Consider the following 19,064-nt stretch of genomic DNA (forward strand, 5'->3'; position numbering starts at 1 on the left):
CCGCCTCGACGCCCTCCCCGCCCACCTCCGTGCCCAGATGGAGAAGCGCCTGGCGGGCAAGGCCGGTTCCGCCAAGGTGGAGACCATCCCGACCGCGCCCCGCGACGGCGCGCTGCCGCTGTCGTCGGCCCAGCAGCGGCTGTGGTTCCTCAGCGAGTTCAACCCCGGCGGCAACGACTACAACTCCGGCACCGCCCTGCGCCTCACCGGTGAGCTCGACGCCCCCGCGCTCACCACCGCCATCCGGGCACTGGCGAACCGGCACGAGTCGTTGCGCACCACCTTCCGAGAGGACGACGGCAGGCCCGTGCAGGTCGTGCACGAGTCGGTCGAGATCGACGTCCGGACAGCCGACTGCACCGAGCAAGCGCTTGCGGACACGCTGCAAGCCGAGTTCTCGCAGCCGTTCGACCTCCGCCGAGGACCGCTGCTGCGGGCCCTGCTGCTGAAGTTGGGCGAGCGGGAGCACGTGCTGCTGCTGACGGTGCACCACATCGCGGTCGACGGCTGGTCGCTCGCGGTGCTCACCGAGGAGCTCGCCGAGCTGTACGCCGGGCGCGAGCTACCCGCGCCGACGCTGCACTACGCCGACTTCGCCGCGTGGCAGCAGGAACGGCTCACCGGCCCGTCGATGGACAAGCACCTGGCCTACTGGCGGGAGACGCTGTCCGGGGTCGAGCCACTCGCCCTGCCCACCGACCGCCCGCGCCCGCCCGTGCGCACCCCGGCAGGCGCGGCGCACCAGTTCACCGTCTCCGCCGCCGTCACCGCGCGGCTGGCGAACCTGGCGCGCGCCAACGACACCACCCTGTTCACCACCCTCATGGCCGCCAGCCAGCTGCTCGTCGCCCGCTACAGCGGTGTGGACGACGTCGCCCTGGGCACGGTCACCGCCGGGCGCGGCCGGGCCGAGCTGAACAAGGTCATCGGGTTCTTCGTCAACACCGTCGTGCTGCGCTCCACTGTGGACCAGAAGACCAGCTTCGTCGAGTTCCTGCGCGCTGTCAACGGCACCGCGCTGGACGCCTTCAGCCACGACGAGGTGCCGTTCGACCGGCTCGTCGAGGCCGTCGGGGCGCCTCGCGACCCCAGCCGCAACCCGCTGTTCGACGTGCTCGTGCTGCTGCAGAACGCTTCCCGTGGCCTGCCTGAGTTCCCCGGCCTCGCCGTGGCGGAGGTCGACCTGCGCCGCTGGGCGGCCAACTTCGACCTCAGCATCGAGTTCAGCGAGCGCGCCGACCAGCTCGACTGCGTGCTGGAGTACAGCACCGACCTGTTCGACCCGGCGACCATCGAGCGGTTCGCCGGACACCTGCTGACCCTGCTCTCGGGCATCGCCGCCGCCCCGGACCGGCCGATGACCGAGCTGCCCTGGCTCACCGGCACCGAGCTGCGGACCGTCACCGAGGGCTGGAACGACACCGCCCTACCCGTCGCCGCGGTCACCTTCCCCGCTGTGTTCGAGGAGCAGACCCGCCGCACGCCGGACGCGACCGCGCTGGTGTTCGCGGGCGAGGCGCTGACCTACGCCGAACTCAACGTCCGCGCGAACCGCGTCGCCCACCACCTCGTTGCACAGGGCGTGCGTCGCGAGCAGGTAGTGGCTGTGTCGCTGCCGCGTTCGGTCGACGCGGTGGTCGCCCAGCTCGGCGTGTTCAAGGCGGGTGCGGTGTACCTGCCGGTCGACCCCTCGCTGCCCGCCGAGCGCCGCGCCCACCTTGTCGAGGACTCCGGCGCTGTCCTGATCCTCGATGACGCGCTGCCGGTCGACGGGCCGGACACCGACCCCGAGATGGGGCTGCGGCCGGACAACACCGCGTACGTCATCTACACCTCCGGGTCGACCGGCAAGCCCAAGGGTGTCGCCGTCGAGCACCGGGCGCTGGTGAACCTGCTGCACAGCCATCGCGCCGACTTCGCCGGGGGCGACCGGCTGCGGGTCGCGCTCTCGGCCGTGTTCTCCTTCGACACCTCGCTCGAAGGTCCCGTGCTGATGGCGGGCGGCCACGAGCTGCACCTGCTCGGCGACGACGTGCGCCTCGACCCCGACGCGCTGGTCGCCTACGTGGTCGGCGAGCGCATCGACTTCCTCGACCTCACCCCGTCCTACCTGCGCAAGCTCCTGCCCGCCGGTCTGCTCGCCCACCCCGACCACAAGCCCGCAGTGCTGATGCTCGGCGGCGAGGCCCTCGGCGACGACCTCTGGCGTGAGCTGGGTTCGCTGCCGGACACGGCCGTGCACAACTTCTACGGCCCCACCGAGACCACCGTCGACGCACTGTCCACTGTGGTCGGCGGCGAGCGGGCCACGATCGGTCGCCCGCTGCGCAACCTCCAGGCGTACATCCTCGACGCCGACTTCCGGCCGCTGCCCGTCGGCGTCCCCGGCGAACTGCACATCGCGGGCGCCCAGCTCGCCCGCGGCTACCTGCACCGCCCCGGGCTGACCGCCGACCGGTTCGTCGCGGACCCGTTCGGCCCGGCCGGGTCCCGCATGTACCGCACCGGTGACCTGGCCAGGTGGACCAGCGACGGCACCGTCGAGTACCTGGGCCGCACCGACGACCAGGTCAAGATCCGCGGCTTCCGCATCGAACCGGGCGAGATCGAGGCCGCACTGCTGGCCCGCCCGGGTATCCGTGAGGCCGCTGTCGTGGCCCGCGAGGACGGCGGCCACCGCAGGCTCGTCGCCTACCTCGTAGCCGATGCCTTTGACACCAACGAGTTGCGCGCGGCACTGAAGGGGACGCTGCCCGACTACATGGTGCCCGCCGCGTTCGTGGGCCTCGACCGGCTCCCGATGACGCGCAACGGCAAGCTCGACAAGGCAGCCCTACCCGCGCCTGAGTTCAGCGCGGCCGAAGCCGAGTACGTCGCCCCGCGCGACGAGACCGAGGAACTGCTGGCCCAGTTGTGGGCCGACGCCCTGGGCACCGAGCGGGTCGGGGTCACCGACAACTTCTTCGCCCTCGGCGGCGACTCGATCCTCAGCATCCAGATCGTGTCCCGCGCCCGTCAGGCCGGGCTGCGGCTGACCTCGCGGGACGTGTTCGTCAACCAGACGATCGCCGAGTTGGCGCTGGTCGTCACCCGTGAGGCCGCGCCGACCGAGCAGGCGATCCCCGAGGGTCCCGCGCCGCTGACCCCGATCCAGCGCTGGTTCTTCCAGACCCACGGCCCCCGCGCGCACTTCACCATGTCGGTGCTGTTCGACCTGGCCGAGGACACCGACCTCACCGCGCTCGAAGGCGCTCTGCGGGCCGTGGTCGGCCACCACGCCGCGCTGCGCAGCCGGTTCCGCCAGGTCGACGGCCAGTGGCGGCAGGAACCCGCCGCGGTCCAGGTGGACCTCGCCAGGGGTGGCGGCATCGAGGCGGCCCGCGCGGAGATCGACCTGGCTGATGGCCCGCTGCTGCGCGCTCTGCTGCTCGACGACGGCAGGCTCTTCCTCACCGTGCACCACCTCGTCATGGACGGCGTCTCCTGGCGCGTCCTGCTCGACGACCTGGTCACCGCCTACACCCAGCTGCGCGACCAGAAGCCCGTCGACCTGCCCGCGGTCGGCACGACCTTCGCCGAGTGGTCCCACCGCCTCGGTGACCTCGTGACCGCCGGTGGTCTCGACTCCGCGCTCGACCACTGGGTCGCCGTGCCGGACCCGGCGCCGCTGCCGACCGACCGCACCTCCGACACCACGGGCAAGAACACCGCGGGGACCACCGCGTCCGTCACCGTGCGGCTCGAGTCCGCCGTGACCGACGCCGTCCTGCGCACCGTGCCCGAGCGCTACCGCACCCGCGTCAACGACGTCCTGCTCAGCGCGCTCGGCCGGGTGCTGACCCGGTGGACGGGCGAGCACACCGCCGCGATCACCCTGGAGGGCCACGGCCGCGAGGAGGTCGTCGACGGCGCCGACCTGACCCGCACCGTCGGCTGGTTCACCACCCAGTTCCCCGTCGCCCTCGACCTGCCCGGTGGCGACTGGGACACCGTGCTCAAGTCCGTCAAGGAGCAGCTGCGCGCGATCCCGCACAACGGCCTCAGCTACGAGGCGCTGCGCTACCTGACCCCGGACAGCCCGCTTGCCGGGCGCCCGTTGCCGCGCATCAGCTTCAACTACCACGGCCGCTTCGACACCGACGACGAGAACGGCCCGTTCGGCGCCCGCCACGACGCCGGTCCCGAGGTCGACCCGAACGCCGAGCGCGACTTCGACCTCGACGTCATCGGCCTGGTCGAGTCCGACGAGCTGGTGCTGACCTGGGAGTACTCGACGGCGCTGCACCACGGCGCGACCGTGCGCAGGCTGGCCGAGGCGATGCTGGCCGAGCTGCGCGGGATCGCCGCGCACTGCGCCGCCCCCGGCTCCGGTGGCCGCACCCCGTCGGACTTCCCGCTCGCGCGCCTCACCCAGTCCCAGGTGGACACGATCGCGGGCGACGGCTCCGACATCGAGGACATCTACCCGCTGACGCCGTTGCAGGCGGGCATGGTCTTCCACACCCTCGTCGACTCGGACAACGGCGCCTACGTCGACCAGGTCCGGCTCGTGCTCGACGGCGTCACCGAGCCGACCGCGCTGGTGGTCGCGTTCCAGACCGTCGTCGACCGCACCCCGGTGCTGCGCACGGCCGTGGTCTGGGCCGATGTCGCCGAGCCGGTGCAGGTCGTGCGCCGCACGGTGCCGCTGGACGCCGACGTCCGCGACTGGCGCGACCTGTCCGAGCGCGACCAGGACAAGGCGCTGACCCACCTGCTGGCCGTCGACCGCGCCAAGCCGTTCACCTTGGACACCGCGCCGCTGCTGCGCATCTCCGTGCTGCGCTTGACCGACGACCGCGTGCTGCTGGTGTGGTCGTCGCACCACGTGCTGCTCGACGGGTGGAGCACCGCGCAGGTCTTCGGCGAGGTCGTCGAGCGCTACACCGCGCTGGTCGAGAGCACCGCGCCCACCGCGCCGGTGCGCAGGCCGTTCCGCGACCACGTCCGCTGGCTGTCCGAACAGGACAGTGCGGCCGCCGACGCGCACTGGGCCGGGGTGCTGGCCGGGTTCGCCGAGCCGGTGGCCGTGCCGTGGGACCACGCTCCCGCACAGGCACACCGGACCGAGTCGAGCGCGTCGGTGAAGACCGTCATCGACCCGGCGGAGTCCGAGCGGCTGCGTTCTGCCGCTCAGCGCGCCGGGCTGACGGTCAACACCGTCGTCCAAGGCGCGTGGGCGCTGCTGCTGGCGCGCTGGGCGGGCACCACCGACGTCGTCTACGGCACGACCGTGTCCGGTCGGCCCGCTGAGCTCAGCGGCGTCGAGGCGATGGTCGGCATGTTCATCAACACCGTCCCGACCCGGGTCCTCGCCGACCCCTCCCGTCCGGCCGGGGCGTGGCTGCGCGACATCCAGGCCGCGCAGAGCGAGTCGCGCCGGTTCGACTACCTCGCGCTCTCGCGCATCCAGTCGCACAGCGCGGTCGAGCCCGGGGCGGCGCTGTTCGACAGCGTCGTCGTGTTCGAGAACTACCCCTTCGAGGACGCTTCCCGCGAGGGTGGCGTGCGGGTCACCGAGGTCACGGCGGTCGACACGACCAACCTGCCGCTGACCCTGTCCGCGCACGTCGACGACCGGGTCCACCTCGACCTGGGCTACGACCCCGCGCTGCTGGACCGGCCGACCGCCGAACGGGTCGCGTTGTGGCTGCGCACTCTGGTGACCGCGCTGGTCGAGGACCAGGACCGGGCCATCGGCACGCTGCCCTGGGTGTCTACTGAGGACCGCGAGCGGGTGCTCCGCGCGTTCAACGACACCGATCACCCGCTGCCGTACGAGCCGCTCACGGAGGTGTTCGAGCGGCAGGCCGCCTGCACCCCGGACGCGACCGCGCTGGTGTTCGGCGACCGCGTCCTGACCTTCGCCGAGGTCGAGTCGGCCGCGAACCGGCTGGCGCACAAGCTGATCGCCGATGGTGCCGGTCCGGAGACCGTCGTCGCGCTGACCATGCCCCGGTCGGCGGACACGGTGATCGCGATCCTCGCCGTGGGCAAGGCCGGTGCCGCGTTCCTGCCGGTCGACCCGACCCTGCCCGCCGACCGCGTCGCCTACCTGCTCGACGACGCCAAGCCGGTGCTGGTGCTCGACGGCACGACCGACACCAGCGGCTTCCCGGAGACCAGCCCCGGCCGGGAGATCCGCCCGGAGCAGACCGCGTACATCATCTACACCTCGGGCTCCACCGGTCGGCCCAAGGGTGTCGTCATCAGCCAGGGCAACCTGTCCGCGCTGCACCAGGACCACCGGATCGACATCACCAGCGTCGACCGCACCCGGTTCGCGCTGACCGCGACCTTCTCGTTCGACACCTCGCTGGAAGGCTTGCTGTTCCTGGTCGACGGGCACGAGGTGCACGTCATCGACTCGGACCTGCGCATCGACCCGGCTGCGTTCGTCGACTACATCAGCACGCGCGGCATCGAGTACGTCGACCTCACCCCCACCCACGCCACGCACCTGGCCGCCGCCGGGCTGCTGGACAGCGGGCTCAAGGTGCTGATGCTCGGCGGCGAGGCGCTGTCGGAGAAGCTGTGGCGGGACGCGCAGGCCAAGGGCTTGCGGGTCGTGAACTACTACGGCCCCACCGAGACCACAGTGGACGCGACGGTCCTGTTCTCCGGCGAGGCCGAGCGCCCGCTGATCGGCCGCCCGCTGCGCAACACACAGGCGTACGTGCTCGACGAGAACCTCGACCCGCTGCCGCCGGGCGTCCCCGGTGAGCTCTACCTCGCGGGCGTCCAGGTCGCTCGCGGTTACCTCGACCGCGCCGGACTGACCGCGTCCCGGTTCATCGCCGACCCGTTCGGTGCCGCCGGCACCCGCATGTACCGCACGGGCGACCGAGTCCGCTGGACCGAGAACGGGCTGCTGGACTACCTGGGCCGCGCCGATGATCAGGTCAAGATCCGCGGGTTCCGCATCGAGCCGGGTGAGATCGCGGCCGTGCTGCGCGAGCGGGCGGGGATCAGCGACGCCGCTGTCGTCCCGTTCACCGACGCCACCGGTACCCGCCTGGTCGCCTACGTCGTCGGTGCCTTCGACGGCGATCCGCGCACCGAGCTGGCCAAGCAGTTGCCGGACTACATGGTGCCCGCCGCCGTCATCGCGCTGCCCGCCCTGCCGGTCAACGCCAGCGGCAAGCTCGACCGCCGCGCCCTGCCCGCGCCGGAGTTCACCGCCACCACCGCGCACGTCGAACCGCGCACCGAGGCCGAACGAGTCGTGGCCGCCGCGTGGGCCGATGTCCTGGGGGTGCCCGAGGTGGGCGCCGAGGACAACTTCTTCGCCCTCGGCGGCGACTCGATCCTGAGCATCCAGGTGGTGTCCCGGCTGCGCGCCGCGTTCGGCACCCAGATCTCCCCGCGCGCGGTGTTCGACCACCCGACCGTTGCCGCCCTGGCCAGGGCCGTCCCGGGGGAGCGGACCGACGCCATCCCGGTCCTCGACCACAGTGGACCGGTCCCGCAATCGTTTGCGCAGCGCAGGCTCTGGTTCCTGGACCAGTTCGAGCCGGGTGACACCGAGTACGTCAGCCCGACCGCTCTGCGGCTGTCCGGCGATCTTGACGTGACCGCGTTGACCTCGGCGTTGACCGCGCTCATCGCCCGGCACGAGTCGCTGCGGACCACGTTCGACGAGGTCGGCGGCGAGGCTGTGCAGATCGTCCACGAGCCCTACCCGGCCGATCTGGCCGTTGTGGACGGTGACCCGTCGAGGGTGCTGGAGCGGGAAAGTGCCCAGCCGTTCGACCTGCGCCAGGGCCCGCTGCTGCGCACCACGCTCGTCCGGGTCGCGCCGCGAGAGCACGTGCTGGTCCTGACCCTGCACCACATCGTCACCGACGGGTGGTCCACCGCCGTCCTCACCGACGACCTCGGCGCCCTCTACCGGGCCGAGCTGTCCGGTGTGGACGCCTCGCTGCCCGAGGTCCCGGTCCGCTACACCGACTTCACGGTGTGGCAGCGGGAGCAGGGCAGCGACGTCGGCTTCTGGCAGGCCGCGCTGGCCGGGATCCAGCCGCTGGAGCTGCCGACCGACCGCCCGCGCCCCGCCGTGCGCACCACCTCGGGTGCCAAGCACGAGTTCACCCTGCCCGCCGCGACCCTGGACGCGCTGCGCCAGGTCGGTCGCCGGGTGGACGGGACGCTGTTCACCACCCTGCTCGCCGCCTGCCAGGTCCTGTTCGCCCGCTACAGCGGCCAGTCCGACATCGCGCTGGGCACCGTTGCCGCCGGCCGCGACCGCGCGGAGCTGGAGCGGGTCGTCGGGTTCTTCGTCAACACCGTGGTGCTGCGCTCCTCTGTGGACCTGCGGGCGCCGTTCGCCGAGGTCCTCGCGCGGGCCCGGGCGACCGCGCTGGAAGCCTTCGCCCACCAGGACGTGCCGTTCGAGCGGGTCGTGGACGCGGTGGCCCCCGAGCGCGACGCCAGCCGCAGCCCGCTGTTCGACGTGATGGTGCTGCTGCAGAACACCCCGGACGAGGTCCCGGCCATCGCGGGCCTGACCGTCACCGAGGTCGACACCCCGGTCACCACCGCGACCCACGACCTGACCGTCGAGTTCCAGGAGTCGACGACCGGCCTGCGCGGCGCGGTCGAGTTCAACCCGGACCTGTTCGACCTCTCGACCGTCGAGCGCTTCACCGGGCACCTGACCGCGCTGCTCACCGCCATCGCCGCCGACGCCGACCAGGTCGCGGGCGACATCGCGCTGCTGGACCCCGCCGAGCGGCAGCGGATCGAGGCGTGGCAGGGCACCCGGGGTGGCGAGTTCACCCCGCTGACCAGCCTGTTCGCCGACCAGGTCGCCCGGATCCCGGACGCGGACGCCGTCGTGTTCGGGTCGGACCGGCGCACCTTCGCCCAGGTGGAGTCCGCCGCGAACCGGCTGGCCCGCTACCTCGTCGCGCGGGGAGCCGGGCCGGAGCGCCTGGTCGCGCTCGCCCTGCCCCGCTCGGCCGACGTGGTCGTCGCGATCCTGGCGACGCTGAAGTCCGGCGCCGCCTACCTGCCGATCGACACGACGCTGCCGCACGAGCGGGTCGAGTTCCTGCTCGCCGACGCCGCCCCCACGGTCGTCCTCGACGCCATCCCCGACCTGGACGGCTGGGACGACTCCGCACTGGAGATCGACCCGCACCCGCGCGGCGCCGCCTACGTGATCCACACCTCCGGGTCGACCGGCACCCCCAAGGGCGTCGTGGTCGACCACGGCAACCTCGCCGCGCTCGCCGCCCACCAGGTCGCCGAGCTGATCGACCCGCTCGGCCCCGGGCTGCGCTACGGCCAGACCTCGGTGTTCTCCTTCGACACCGCCGTCGAGGGCCTGCTGTTCCTGGCCGCCGGGCACACCCTGCACGTCATCGACGAGGACACCCGGCTCGACCCGCACGCCCTCGTCAGCTACGCCACGGCGAACCTGGACGTGCTGGATGTGACCCCCGCGCACGCCCGCCGCCTGGTCGAGGCCGGTCTGCTCGACGCCGGTCTCCGGCTGTTGACCCTCGGTGGCGAGGCCATCGACCCGGCGCTGTGGCGTGAGCTGGCGGCCGCCGACCTCACGGCGGTCAACCTCTACGGGCCGACCGAGGTCACCGTCGACGCCACGTGGGCCACGATCACCGGCGACCGCGCCACGATCGGCAGCCCGCTGTCGACCACCCGCGCGTACGTCCTCGACCAGGACGCCCACCAGCAGCCGATCGGCGTGCCCGGTGAGCTGTTCCTGGCCGGACCGCAGGTCACCCGCGGGTACCTCGGCCGACCGGGGCTCACCGCGGACCGGTTCGTCGCCGACCCGTTCGGCGCCGCGGGCAGCCGCATGTACCGCACGGGCGACCGGGCCCGGTGGCTCGCCGAGGGGACCCTGGAGTTCCTGGGGCGCGCCGACGACCAGGTCAAGATCCGCGGGCACCGGGTCGAGCCGGGTGAGGTCACGGCCGCGCTGCTGCGCCACGAGAACGTCCGCGACGCCGCCGTTGTCGCCCGCCCGCACGGCGGCCACCTGCGGCTTGTCGGTTACGTGGTTGGTGACGAGTCCGACTTCGCCGCGTTCCTGCGGGTGACGTTGCCGGACTACATGGTGCCGTCGGCGTTCGTGCTGCTCGACCGGCTGCCGGTCACCCACAACGGCAAGCTCGACCACCGCGCCCTGCCCGAGCCGACCATCGTGGCCGCCACGCACGTGCCGCCGCGACCGGGCACCGAGACCACCCTCGCCGGGATCTGGGCCGGTGTCCTCGGCCTGCCCGAGGTGGGCGCGACGGACAACTTCTTCGCCCTCGGCGGCGACTCGATCCTGAGCATGCAGGTCGTGTCCCAGGCCAGGGCGGCCGGTCTGGCGATCACCTCCAAGGACGTGTTCGTCCGGCAGACCGTCGGCGAGCTGGCCACGGTCGCGACCCCGACCGCCGTCGCCGTCGCGCAGCCGCTGATCACCGGTCCCGCGCCGCTGACGCCGATCCAGCACTGGTTCTTCGCCACCCACACCGCGCAGCAGCGCGACCACTTCACCATGGCGATGACCTTCGAGCTGGCACCCGGCGTCGACCACGACCGGCTGCTGGCCTCGGTGGGCAGGGTCGTCGAGCACCACCCCGCGCTGCGCACCCGCTTCTTCGAGACCGACGCCGGATGGGTCCAGGAGCCGACCGACTCGGGTATCACCGAGGAGATCGACATCGCAGCGGGCCGGATGGTGCGGGCCGTCATCGCGGATGACCGGCTGCACCTGGAGGTCCACCACCTCGTCATCGACGCCGTGTCCTGGCGGGTCGTGCTGGCCGACCTGGAGCGCGCCCACCGCGGCGAGTTCCTGGCCCCGGCCGTCCCGTTCGGACAGTGGGCGCACCGGCTGGCCGACTTCACCCTCGGCGGCGGGTTCGACGCCGACCTCCCGCACTGGCAGGCGATCCCGTCTACCCCGGCGTTGCCCGTGGACGGTCACGGCGACAAGGACACCGCCGCCGGGTTCAGCGTCTCGATGCCTGCGGACGCCCTGCTGCACCAGGTCCCGGACGTCTACCGCACCCAGGTCAACGACGTGCTGCTCGCCGCGCTCGCCCGCGCCGTCACCGACTGGACCGGGCAGCCGCACGCCCTGATCACGCTGGAGGGCCACGGTCGCGAAGAGGTCATCGACGGCCTGGAGATCGGCGGCACGGTCGGCTGGTTCACCAGCCAGTTCCCGGTCGCGCTGCCCGTCGCCGACCAGTGGGCCGACACGCTGAAGGCGGTCAAGGAGTCGCTGCGCGCGATCCCGAACCGCGGCCTGGGCTACGAGGCGCTGCGCTACGTCAAGGGCAGTCTCGACCACACGCCCGAGCCGGAGATCGCGTTCAACTACCTGGGTCGCTGGGACGCCGGTGACGGCTCCGGTGACCTGCTGCGCGACCAGGTGGCCGACCCGGAGCGCCAGGGCCCGGTCATGCCGCGCAGCCACCTGATCGACGTCACGGCCGCCGTCACCGACGGGGTGCTGACCCTGGACTGGGAGTACGCGCCGGGGATCCACGACGAGGCAACGGTCCGCGGTGTGGCCGAGCGGATGGTCGCCGCGCTGCGGGAGATCGTCGCGCACTGCGCCGAGCCGGGCGCCGGTGGCCGCACGCCGTCCGACTTCCCGCTCGCCCGACTGGCCCAGTCCGAAGTGGACGTGTTGGTGGGCGATGGTTCGGACATCGCGGACATCTATCCGCTGACGCCGTTGCAGGCCGGGATGCTGTTCCACGGCCTGCTCGACGCTGACTCCTACGTCAACCGCACCCAGGTGCGGCTGCGCGGGGTCACCGACGTACGGCGACTCGGCCAGGCGTGGCACGAGGTCGCCGAGCAGAACCCGGTGCTGCGCAGCCGCGTCGTGTGGCAGGGCGTGGCGGAGCCGGTGCAGGTCGTGCACGTCGGTTCGCGGATCTCGGTGGAGTACGGGCCGATCGGCGAGGTCGGCATCGACCTGGTGCGCGGGCCGCTGACCAGGGTCGTGCTGCACGAGGTCGAGCCCGGCGTGGTCGACCTGCTGTGGGTGTCGCACCACCTGTTGCTCGACGGCTGGAGCACCGCGCAGGTGTTCTCCGACGTCCTCGCTCGGTACGCGGGCGCTACTATGGCTGCCCGCAGGCCGTTCCGCGACTACCTGGCCTGGCTGGCCGAGCAAGACTCCACGGCGGCCGAGCGGCACTGGCGCGCAGTGCTCGCCGGGGTCGAGGGGCCGACCGCGCTGCCGTACGACCGCCCGCCGGTCGACGCGCACCGGGCCCAGTCCAGCGCCCACGTCCGCGCCGCGCTCCCGGTCGGGGAGGTCGGCGCGCACGGGTTGACGCTGAACACGGTGGTTCAGGGCGCGTGGGCGTTGCTGCTGTCGCGCTACAGCGGCGACCGCGAGGTCGTCTTCGGCACCACGGTGTCCGGTCGGCCCGCCGACCTGCCCGGGGTCGAGGACATGGTCGGCATGTTCATCAACACCGTCGCCAGCCGGGTGCTGGTCGAGACCCGGGGCAGCGCCCTGCCCTGGCTGCGTGGACTCCAAGCGGCGCAAGCGGAGTCGCGGCGGTTCGACCACGTCTCGCTGGCGCAGGTCCAGGCGTGGAGCGGGGTCGGGTCGCTGTTCGACAGCGTCGTCGCGTTCGAGAACTTCCCCGACGGCGCCGAGACCGACGGTGCACCGGACGTGGAGACTGTGGACGGTGCCGAGGCGACGACTCTCGCGCTGAGCCTGTCCGCGCACCTCGACGGCGACCGGCTTCGGGTGGAGCTGGGGTATGACCCGGCGCTGTTCGCTGACGGTACGGCACAGACCCTTGTGGACCGGTTGGTCGCGCTGGTGTCCGCGTTGACCGAGGACCCGACCCGGGACCTGGCGCAGCTGCCGTGGCTCACCGAGGCCGAGCAGGCGCTGGTCCTCGATGGTTGGAACGACACAGCCGCCGAGGTCGAGCCCGTCGCGTTCCCCGCTTTGGTGCGGGGAGAGGCGGGGACCGTCGCGGTCGAGCAGGGGGACCGGGCGCTCACCTACGCCGAGCTGGACGCCGCCGCGAACCAGGTGGCGAACCTGCTGCGCACGCTGGGTGCCAGGGCGGAGCAGATCGTCGCGCTGCAGATGCCCCGGTCGATCGACCTGGTGGTCGCGCAACTGGCGGTGCTCAAGACCGGGGCCGCGTACCTGCCGATCGACCCGGGCTACCCGGCCGAGCGCATCGCGTACATGCTCGACGACGCGCAGCCGGTGATCACCCTCGACGCGCTGCCGGTCGCCACCGGGTTCCCGGGCACCGCGCCGGAGGTGGACATCGCGGTCGACTCGCCCGCGTACATCATCTACACCTCGGGATCCACCGGGCGGCCCAAGGGCGTCGTGGTGACCCACCGGGGGTTGGCGAACTTCGCCGCCGCCGAGGCCGACCGGTTCGACGTGCGGGCCGGGGACCGGGTGCTGGCGTTCTCGTCGCCGAGCTTCGACGCGTCGGTGCTGGAGCTGTGCATGGCGCTGCCCTCGGGGGCGACGCTGGTCGTGCCGCCTGCCGGGCCGCTGGTCGGGGAGCCGCTGGGGATCGCGTTGCGGGACCTGCGGATCACGCACACGTTGATCCCGCCGGTGGCGCTGGCGACCGTGCCGGACATCGAGCTGCCGGACCTGCGGACGCTGATCGTCGGCGGGGACGCGTCGTCGGCCGAGCTGGTGCGGAGGTGGGCACCGCACACTGGGCTGATCAACGCGTACGGGCCGACCGAGGTCACCGTGGTGGCCACGTGGACGGCGCCGCTGGCTGCGGGAGATGGGGCGCCGCCGATCGGGCGTCCGCTGCCGAACACCCGGGCGTACGTGCTGGATGACGACCTGCGGCCGGTTCCGCCTGGTGTGCCTGGTGAGTTGTACGTGGCCGGGGTTGGGTTGGCTCGGGGGTATCTGGGTCGGGCTGGGTTGACGGCGTCGCGGTTCTTGGCGAATCCGTTTGATGGTGGGCGGATGTACCGCACGGGTGATGTGGTGCGGTGGACGGCCGACGGGTCGCTGGTGTTCGTCGGGCGGGCTGACGACCAGGTGAAGGTGCGTGGGTTCCGGATCGAACTCGGCGAGATCGAGTCCGTGATCGGGGCCCAGCCCGGAGTGTCCTCTGTGGCCGTTGTGGTGCGGGAGGACGAGCCTGGGGTCAAGCGGCTTGTCGCCTATGTGGTCGGGTTCTCCGTCGGGCTGCGGGAGGCGCTGCTGCGTTCGTTGCCGGAGCACATGGTCCCGGCGGCTTTCGTTGAGCTGGACGCGCTGCCGTTGACCGCCAACGGCAAGTTGGACCGGCGTGCGCTGCCCGTTCCCGAGTGGACGGACAGTGGCGACTTCGTCGCGCCGCGCACTGAGGCTGAGCGGGTCGTTGCCGCTGCCTGGGTCGACGTGCTCGGGGTCAGTCAGGTCGGGGCGACGGACAACTTCTTCGCGCTGGGTGGTGACTCCATTCTCAGCATTCGCGTCGTCGCCCGGCTGCGGGACGCACTCGGGACCGATGTGTCGCCTCGGGTGCTGTTCGACAACCCGACCGTCGAGTCGCTGGCTCTCGCGCTCGGTGGCGCGCCCGCTGCCGAGACGATCCCGGTGTTGCCGGACTCGGCTTCGTCTCCGCTCTCGTTCGCGCAGCAGCGGCTGTGGTTCCTCCAGGAGTTCGAACCGAACAGCACCGAGTACGTCACGCCGCTGGCCGTGCGGTTGCGCGGGCCGCTGGACCTGGGTGCGCTTGAGGCCGCGATGACGGCGCTGTCGGCGCGGCACGAGTCGCTGCGGACCACGTTCCACGGCGAGGACGGCCAGGGGACGCAGGTCGTGCACCCGGCTGCCTCGGTCGCGGTGCCGGTCGTGGACATCACCGAGGCTGGGTTGGCCGCTGCTCTGGACCGGGCAGCGGGGGAGCCGTTCGATCTGGTGACCGGGCCGCTGGTGCGGCCGGTCGTGTTCCGGATCGACGCGCTGGACCACGTGCTGGCGCTCACGATGCACCACATCGTCACCGACGGCTGGTCCGCCGGTGTGCTGATGGCCGACCTCGCCGAGCTGTACCGGGCCGAAGTGGACGGTGGCGAGGCTGACCTTCCCGCGCTGCCGGTGCGGTACCGGGACTTCGCGGCCTGGCAACGTGGCCGGACCGACGTGCTCGCGGAGCAGTTGGAGTACTGGAAGTCCGAGCTGGCAGGCGTTCCCGCGCTGGAGCTGCCGACCGACCGGCCGCGGCCGGCAGTGCACACGACCTCGGGCGCGCAGGTGCTGTTCACGGTGTCCCGCGAGGTCGCTGACCAGCTGCGGGCGGTGGCGCGGGATCAGGACGCCACGCTGTTCATGGTGCTGGTGGCGGCGACACAGACGTTGCTGCACCGGTTCACCGGGCAGGACGACATCGCGGTCGGCACGGTCGCCGCAGGTCGAGACCACCCGGATCTGCACAACCTGATCGGGTTCTTCGTCAACACGCTGGTGCTGCGCTCTACTGTGGACTCGTCGGTGCCGTTCGCGGAGTTCGTCGGCCGGGTCCGGTCGACGGTGCTCGACGCGTTCGGCAACCAGGACGTGCCGTTCGAGCGGGTCGTCGACGCGGTGGCGCCGGAGCGCGACACCAGCAGGACGCCGCTGTTCCAGGCGATGGTCGTGCTGCAGAACGCCGTGGGCCGCGCGTCGGGGCTGGCCGGGCTGGACGCTTCCGATGTCTCGTTCCCGGTGGTGACGGCCGCCTACGACGTGACGGTCGAGTTCCACGAGGTCGAGGACGGCGGGCTGCACGCGACGCTGGACTACAACACCGACCTGTTCGACGCCACGACCGCGCACCGGCTGGTCGCCGGGCTGGATGTGCTGCTGGCGGCGGCTTCGAGTTCCCCGGCCACTCGGCTGGGTTCGCTGCCGGTGCTGACTTCGCAAGACCGGGACCAGGTGTTGGTCGCCTGGAACGACACCGCTGTCGCGACCGAGCCGCGAACCGTGCCGGAGATGGTGCGGGCGCAGGCGCTTGCCCGGCCGGATGCTCCGGCGATCATCAACGGCGACACCGTGGTGAGCTGGGGCGAGCTGGACGCGCGGACCGACCGGGTGGCGCGGGCGCTGGTCGCGCACGGCGCTGGGCCGGAGCAGGTCGTTGCTGTCCGGTTGGGACGGTCGGTGTCGTTGATCGTCGCCGAGCTGGCGGTGACCAAGGCCGGGGCGGCGTTCCTGCCGATCGACCCGAACTACCCGGACGACCGCATCGCGTACATGCTCGACGACGCGCGACCGGTGCTGGTGCTCGACGGCGAGCTGCCGGAGGCCGACTCGGGTGACCTGCCGGTGCCCGCGCTGGCGAACCCGGCGTACGTGATCTACACCTCCGGGTCCACCGGGCAGCCCAAGGGCGTTGTGGTGACCCACGCTGGTCTGGCGAGTTTCGCGGCGGCCGAGGTCGCGCGGTTCGACGTGCGGCCGGATGACCGGGTGCTGGCGTTCTCGTCGCCGAGCTTCGATGCGTCGGTGCTGGAACTGTGCATGGCGTTGGGTGGGGGAGCCGCTGTTGTGGTGCCGCCGCCGGGGCCGCTGCTGGGCGAGCAGCTCGGGGATGTGTTGGCCTCGCAACGCATCTCGCACACGCTGATCCCGCCGGTGGCGCTGGCCACCGTGCCGGAGCTGGACCTGCCCGCGTTGCGGACCCTGATCGTCGGTGGGGACGCGTGTTCCGCGGAGTTGGTGCGGCGGTGGGCTCCTGGGCGTCGGATGATCAACGCCTACGGCCCGACTGAGTCCACTGTGGTCGCAACCTGGAGCTCGCCGTTGGAGCCGGGTGGGGTTCCGCCGATCGGGCGGCCGATCGACAACACGCGGGCCTATGTGCTGGACGCGGACCTGTCGCCGGTGCCGGTTGGTGTGCCCGGTGAGCTGTATGTGGCCGGGGTCGGTTTGGCCCGGGGGTACCTGGGCCGGCCTGGGTTGACGGCGTCGCGGTTCATCGCCAACCCGTTCGATGGTGGGCGGATGTACCGCACGGGCGATGTGGTGCGGTGGACGGTCGACGGGGAGTTGGTGTTCGTCGGTCGAGCCGATGACCAGGTGAAGGTGCGCGGGTTCCGGATCGAGCTCGGCGAGGTCGAGTCGGCTCTGCGTGCGCACCCCGACGTGGTCGACGCGGCTGCCGCCGTGCACACCGACCCGGCTGGGCACAAGCGCCTCGTCGGTTACGTTGCCGGTCCCGCCCTGCCGGACGGTGCCGCGCTGCGCGAGTTCCTGACGGCGACGCAGCCCGACCACCTGGTGCCGACCGCGTTCGTGCCGCTCGCAACGTTGCCGGTGTCGCCGAACGGCAAGGTCGACCGCAAGGCCCTGCCCGCACCTGATCTGACGGTCAGCACCGTTGCCTACGTGCCGCCGTCGACGCCGGTGCAGGAAGCGCTGGCGAAGGTGTGGGCCGATGTCCTCGGTATCGACCGGGTCGGCTTGGCGGACAACTTCTTCGCCCTCGGCGGCGACTCGATCCTGAGCATCCAGGTGGCGGCGCGGGCCAGGCAGGCGGGCCTGAAGGTCGCCACGAAGGACCTGTTCCTGCACCAGACGATCGCCGACCTGGCGCCGGTGGTGACCTTTGTGGACACCACGGCCGACCGCGCGGTGGTGACCGGTCCGGTCCCGCTGACCCCGATCCAGCGCTGGTTCCTCGACACGCCTCGGGCGGGGTACCACCACTTCAACCAGGCGCACTACGTCGAGCTGGCCGCCGAGCCGGACATCGCCGCGCTGCGTGCCGCGCTGTCGGCGCTGACAGCGCACCACGACGCGCTGCGGCTGCGGTTCGCCCGGGACGACGACGGGTGGCGGCAGTGGAACGCGGACGTGGCTGAAGAGTCCCTTGTGGACCTGGTGTCGGTGGCGTCCGAGGCGGAGGCCGAACAGGTCGCCGACTCGGCGCACGCCGGGTTCGACCTGGCGACCGGGCCGCTTCTGCGCGCCGTGCTGTTCCGCTTCCCGGACCGCTTCCGACTGCTGCTGGTGGCCCACCACCTGGTGGTCGACGGCGTGTCGTGGCGCATCCTGCTCGACGACCTGGACACCGCGTACCACCAGGCCCGTCGCGGTTCGACGATCGACCTGGGCGCCAAGACGACGTCGTTGCAGGAGTGGTCGCGCAAGCTGACCGAGTTCGTGTCCACGGGCGGCCTCGACGACGAACTCCCGTACTGGACCTCGGTCACCGGCGCCGCACCGTTGCCCGTCGACCACCCCGCAGGCGCGCCGGCCGTGGACGCGGTCTCGGTGTCGCTGAGCCCAGAGGCCACCGACGCACTGTTGCGCGGCGCGCCGACCGCGTACCGCACCCGGGTCAACGACGTCCTGCTGGCCGCCCTGGCCTGGTCCCTGGGCCGCTGGACCGACCAACCCCGCGTCGCCATCCACCTCGAAGGCCACGGCCGCGAGGACGTCCTGTCCGATGTGGACATCTCGCGCACGGTCGGCTGGTTCACCACCATGTTCCCGGTGGGCCTCGACGTCCCCCAGGGCAACTGGCGCACCATCGTGAAGGACATCCGCAAGCAGTTGCGCAAACTCCCCGGCAACGGCTTCGGCTACAGCGCCCTGCGCTACCTGGGAACCCTCCAGGACGACGCCGACCCCCAGGTCTCCTTCAACTACCTGGGCCAGTTCGACTCCCGCTCCGCCGAGGAATCCACCACCCTCTTCGCCGAGACCCTGGGCGCCATCGGCTCCGACCACCACCCCACCGACCGCACCGGCCACCTGATCGACATCGTCGGCGACGCCACCAACGGCCGCCTCGAGTTCGCCTGGTACTTCGCCGCCGACCGCTTCGACCGGAGCACTGTTGAGGCGGTTGCGGGGGAGTTCGAGGCTGCCTTGTTGGCGATCGCCGAAGACTGCGCGGGTGGGCGGTGATGGTTGTCCACAAGGTCTTGGATCGTCCACAGGGCTCGGATTCAGCCTCTCAGTGGTGCCGGGGTCTCACGGTAGGCTGTGTGTTGGGGGGTGCTTGGCGCGGGTTGATCTTGGTTGGCGGGGTTGTCCACAGGGTGGTGCT

At 71.9% G+C, this 19,064-nt stretch carries 1 protein-coding gene; it reads left to right on the forward strand.

All coding sequences use genetic code 11. The features are described from left to right. Positions 1-37 precede the first annotated feature (37 nt). Positions 38-18,922 (forward strand): non-ribosomal peptide synthase/polyketide synthase, encoded by an 18,885-nt coding sequence (locus CLV68_RS11490; protein ID WP_246009763.1) that lies wholly within the window; start codon positions 38-40, stop codon positions 18,920-18,922. The last annotated feature ends 142 nt before the right edge of the window (positions 18,923-19,064 follow it).

This window comes from Actinokineospora cianjurensis, assembly GCF_003663795.1.
Classification (GTDB): Bacteria; Actinomycetota; Actinomycetes; order Mycobacteriales; family Pseudonocardiaceae; genus Actinokineospora; species Actinokineospora terrae.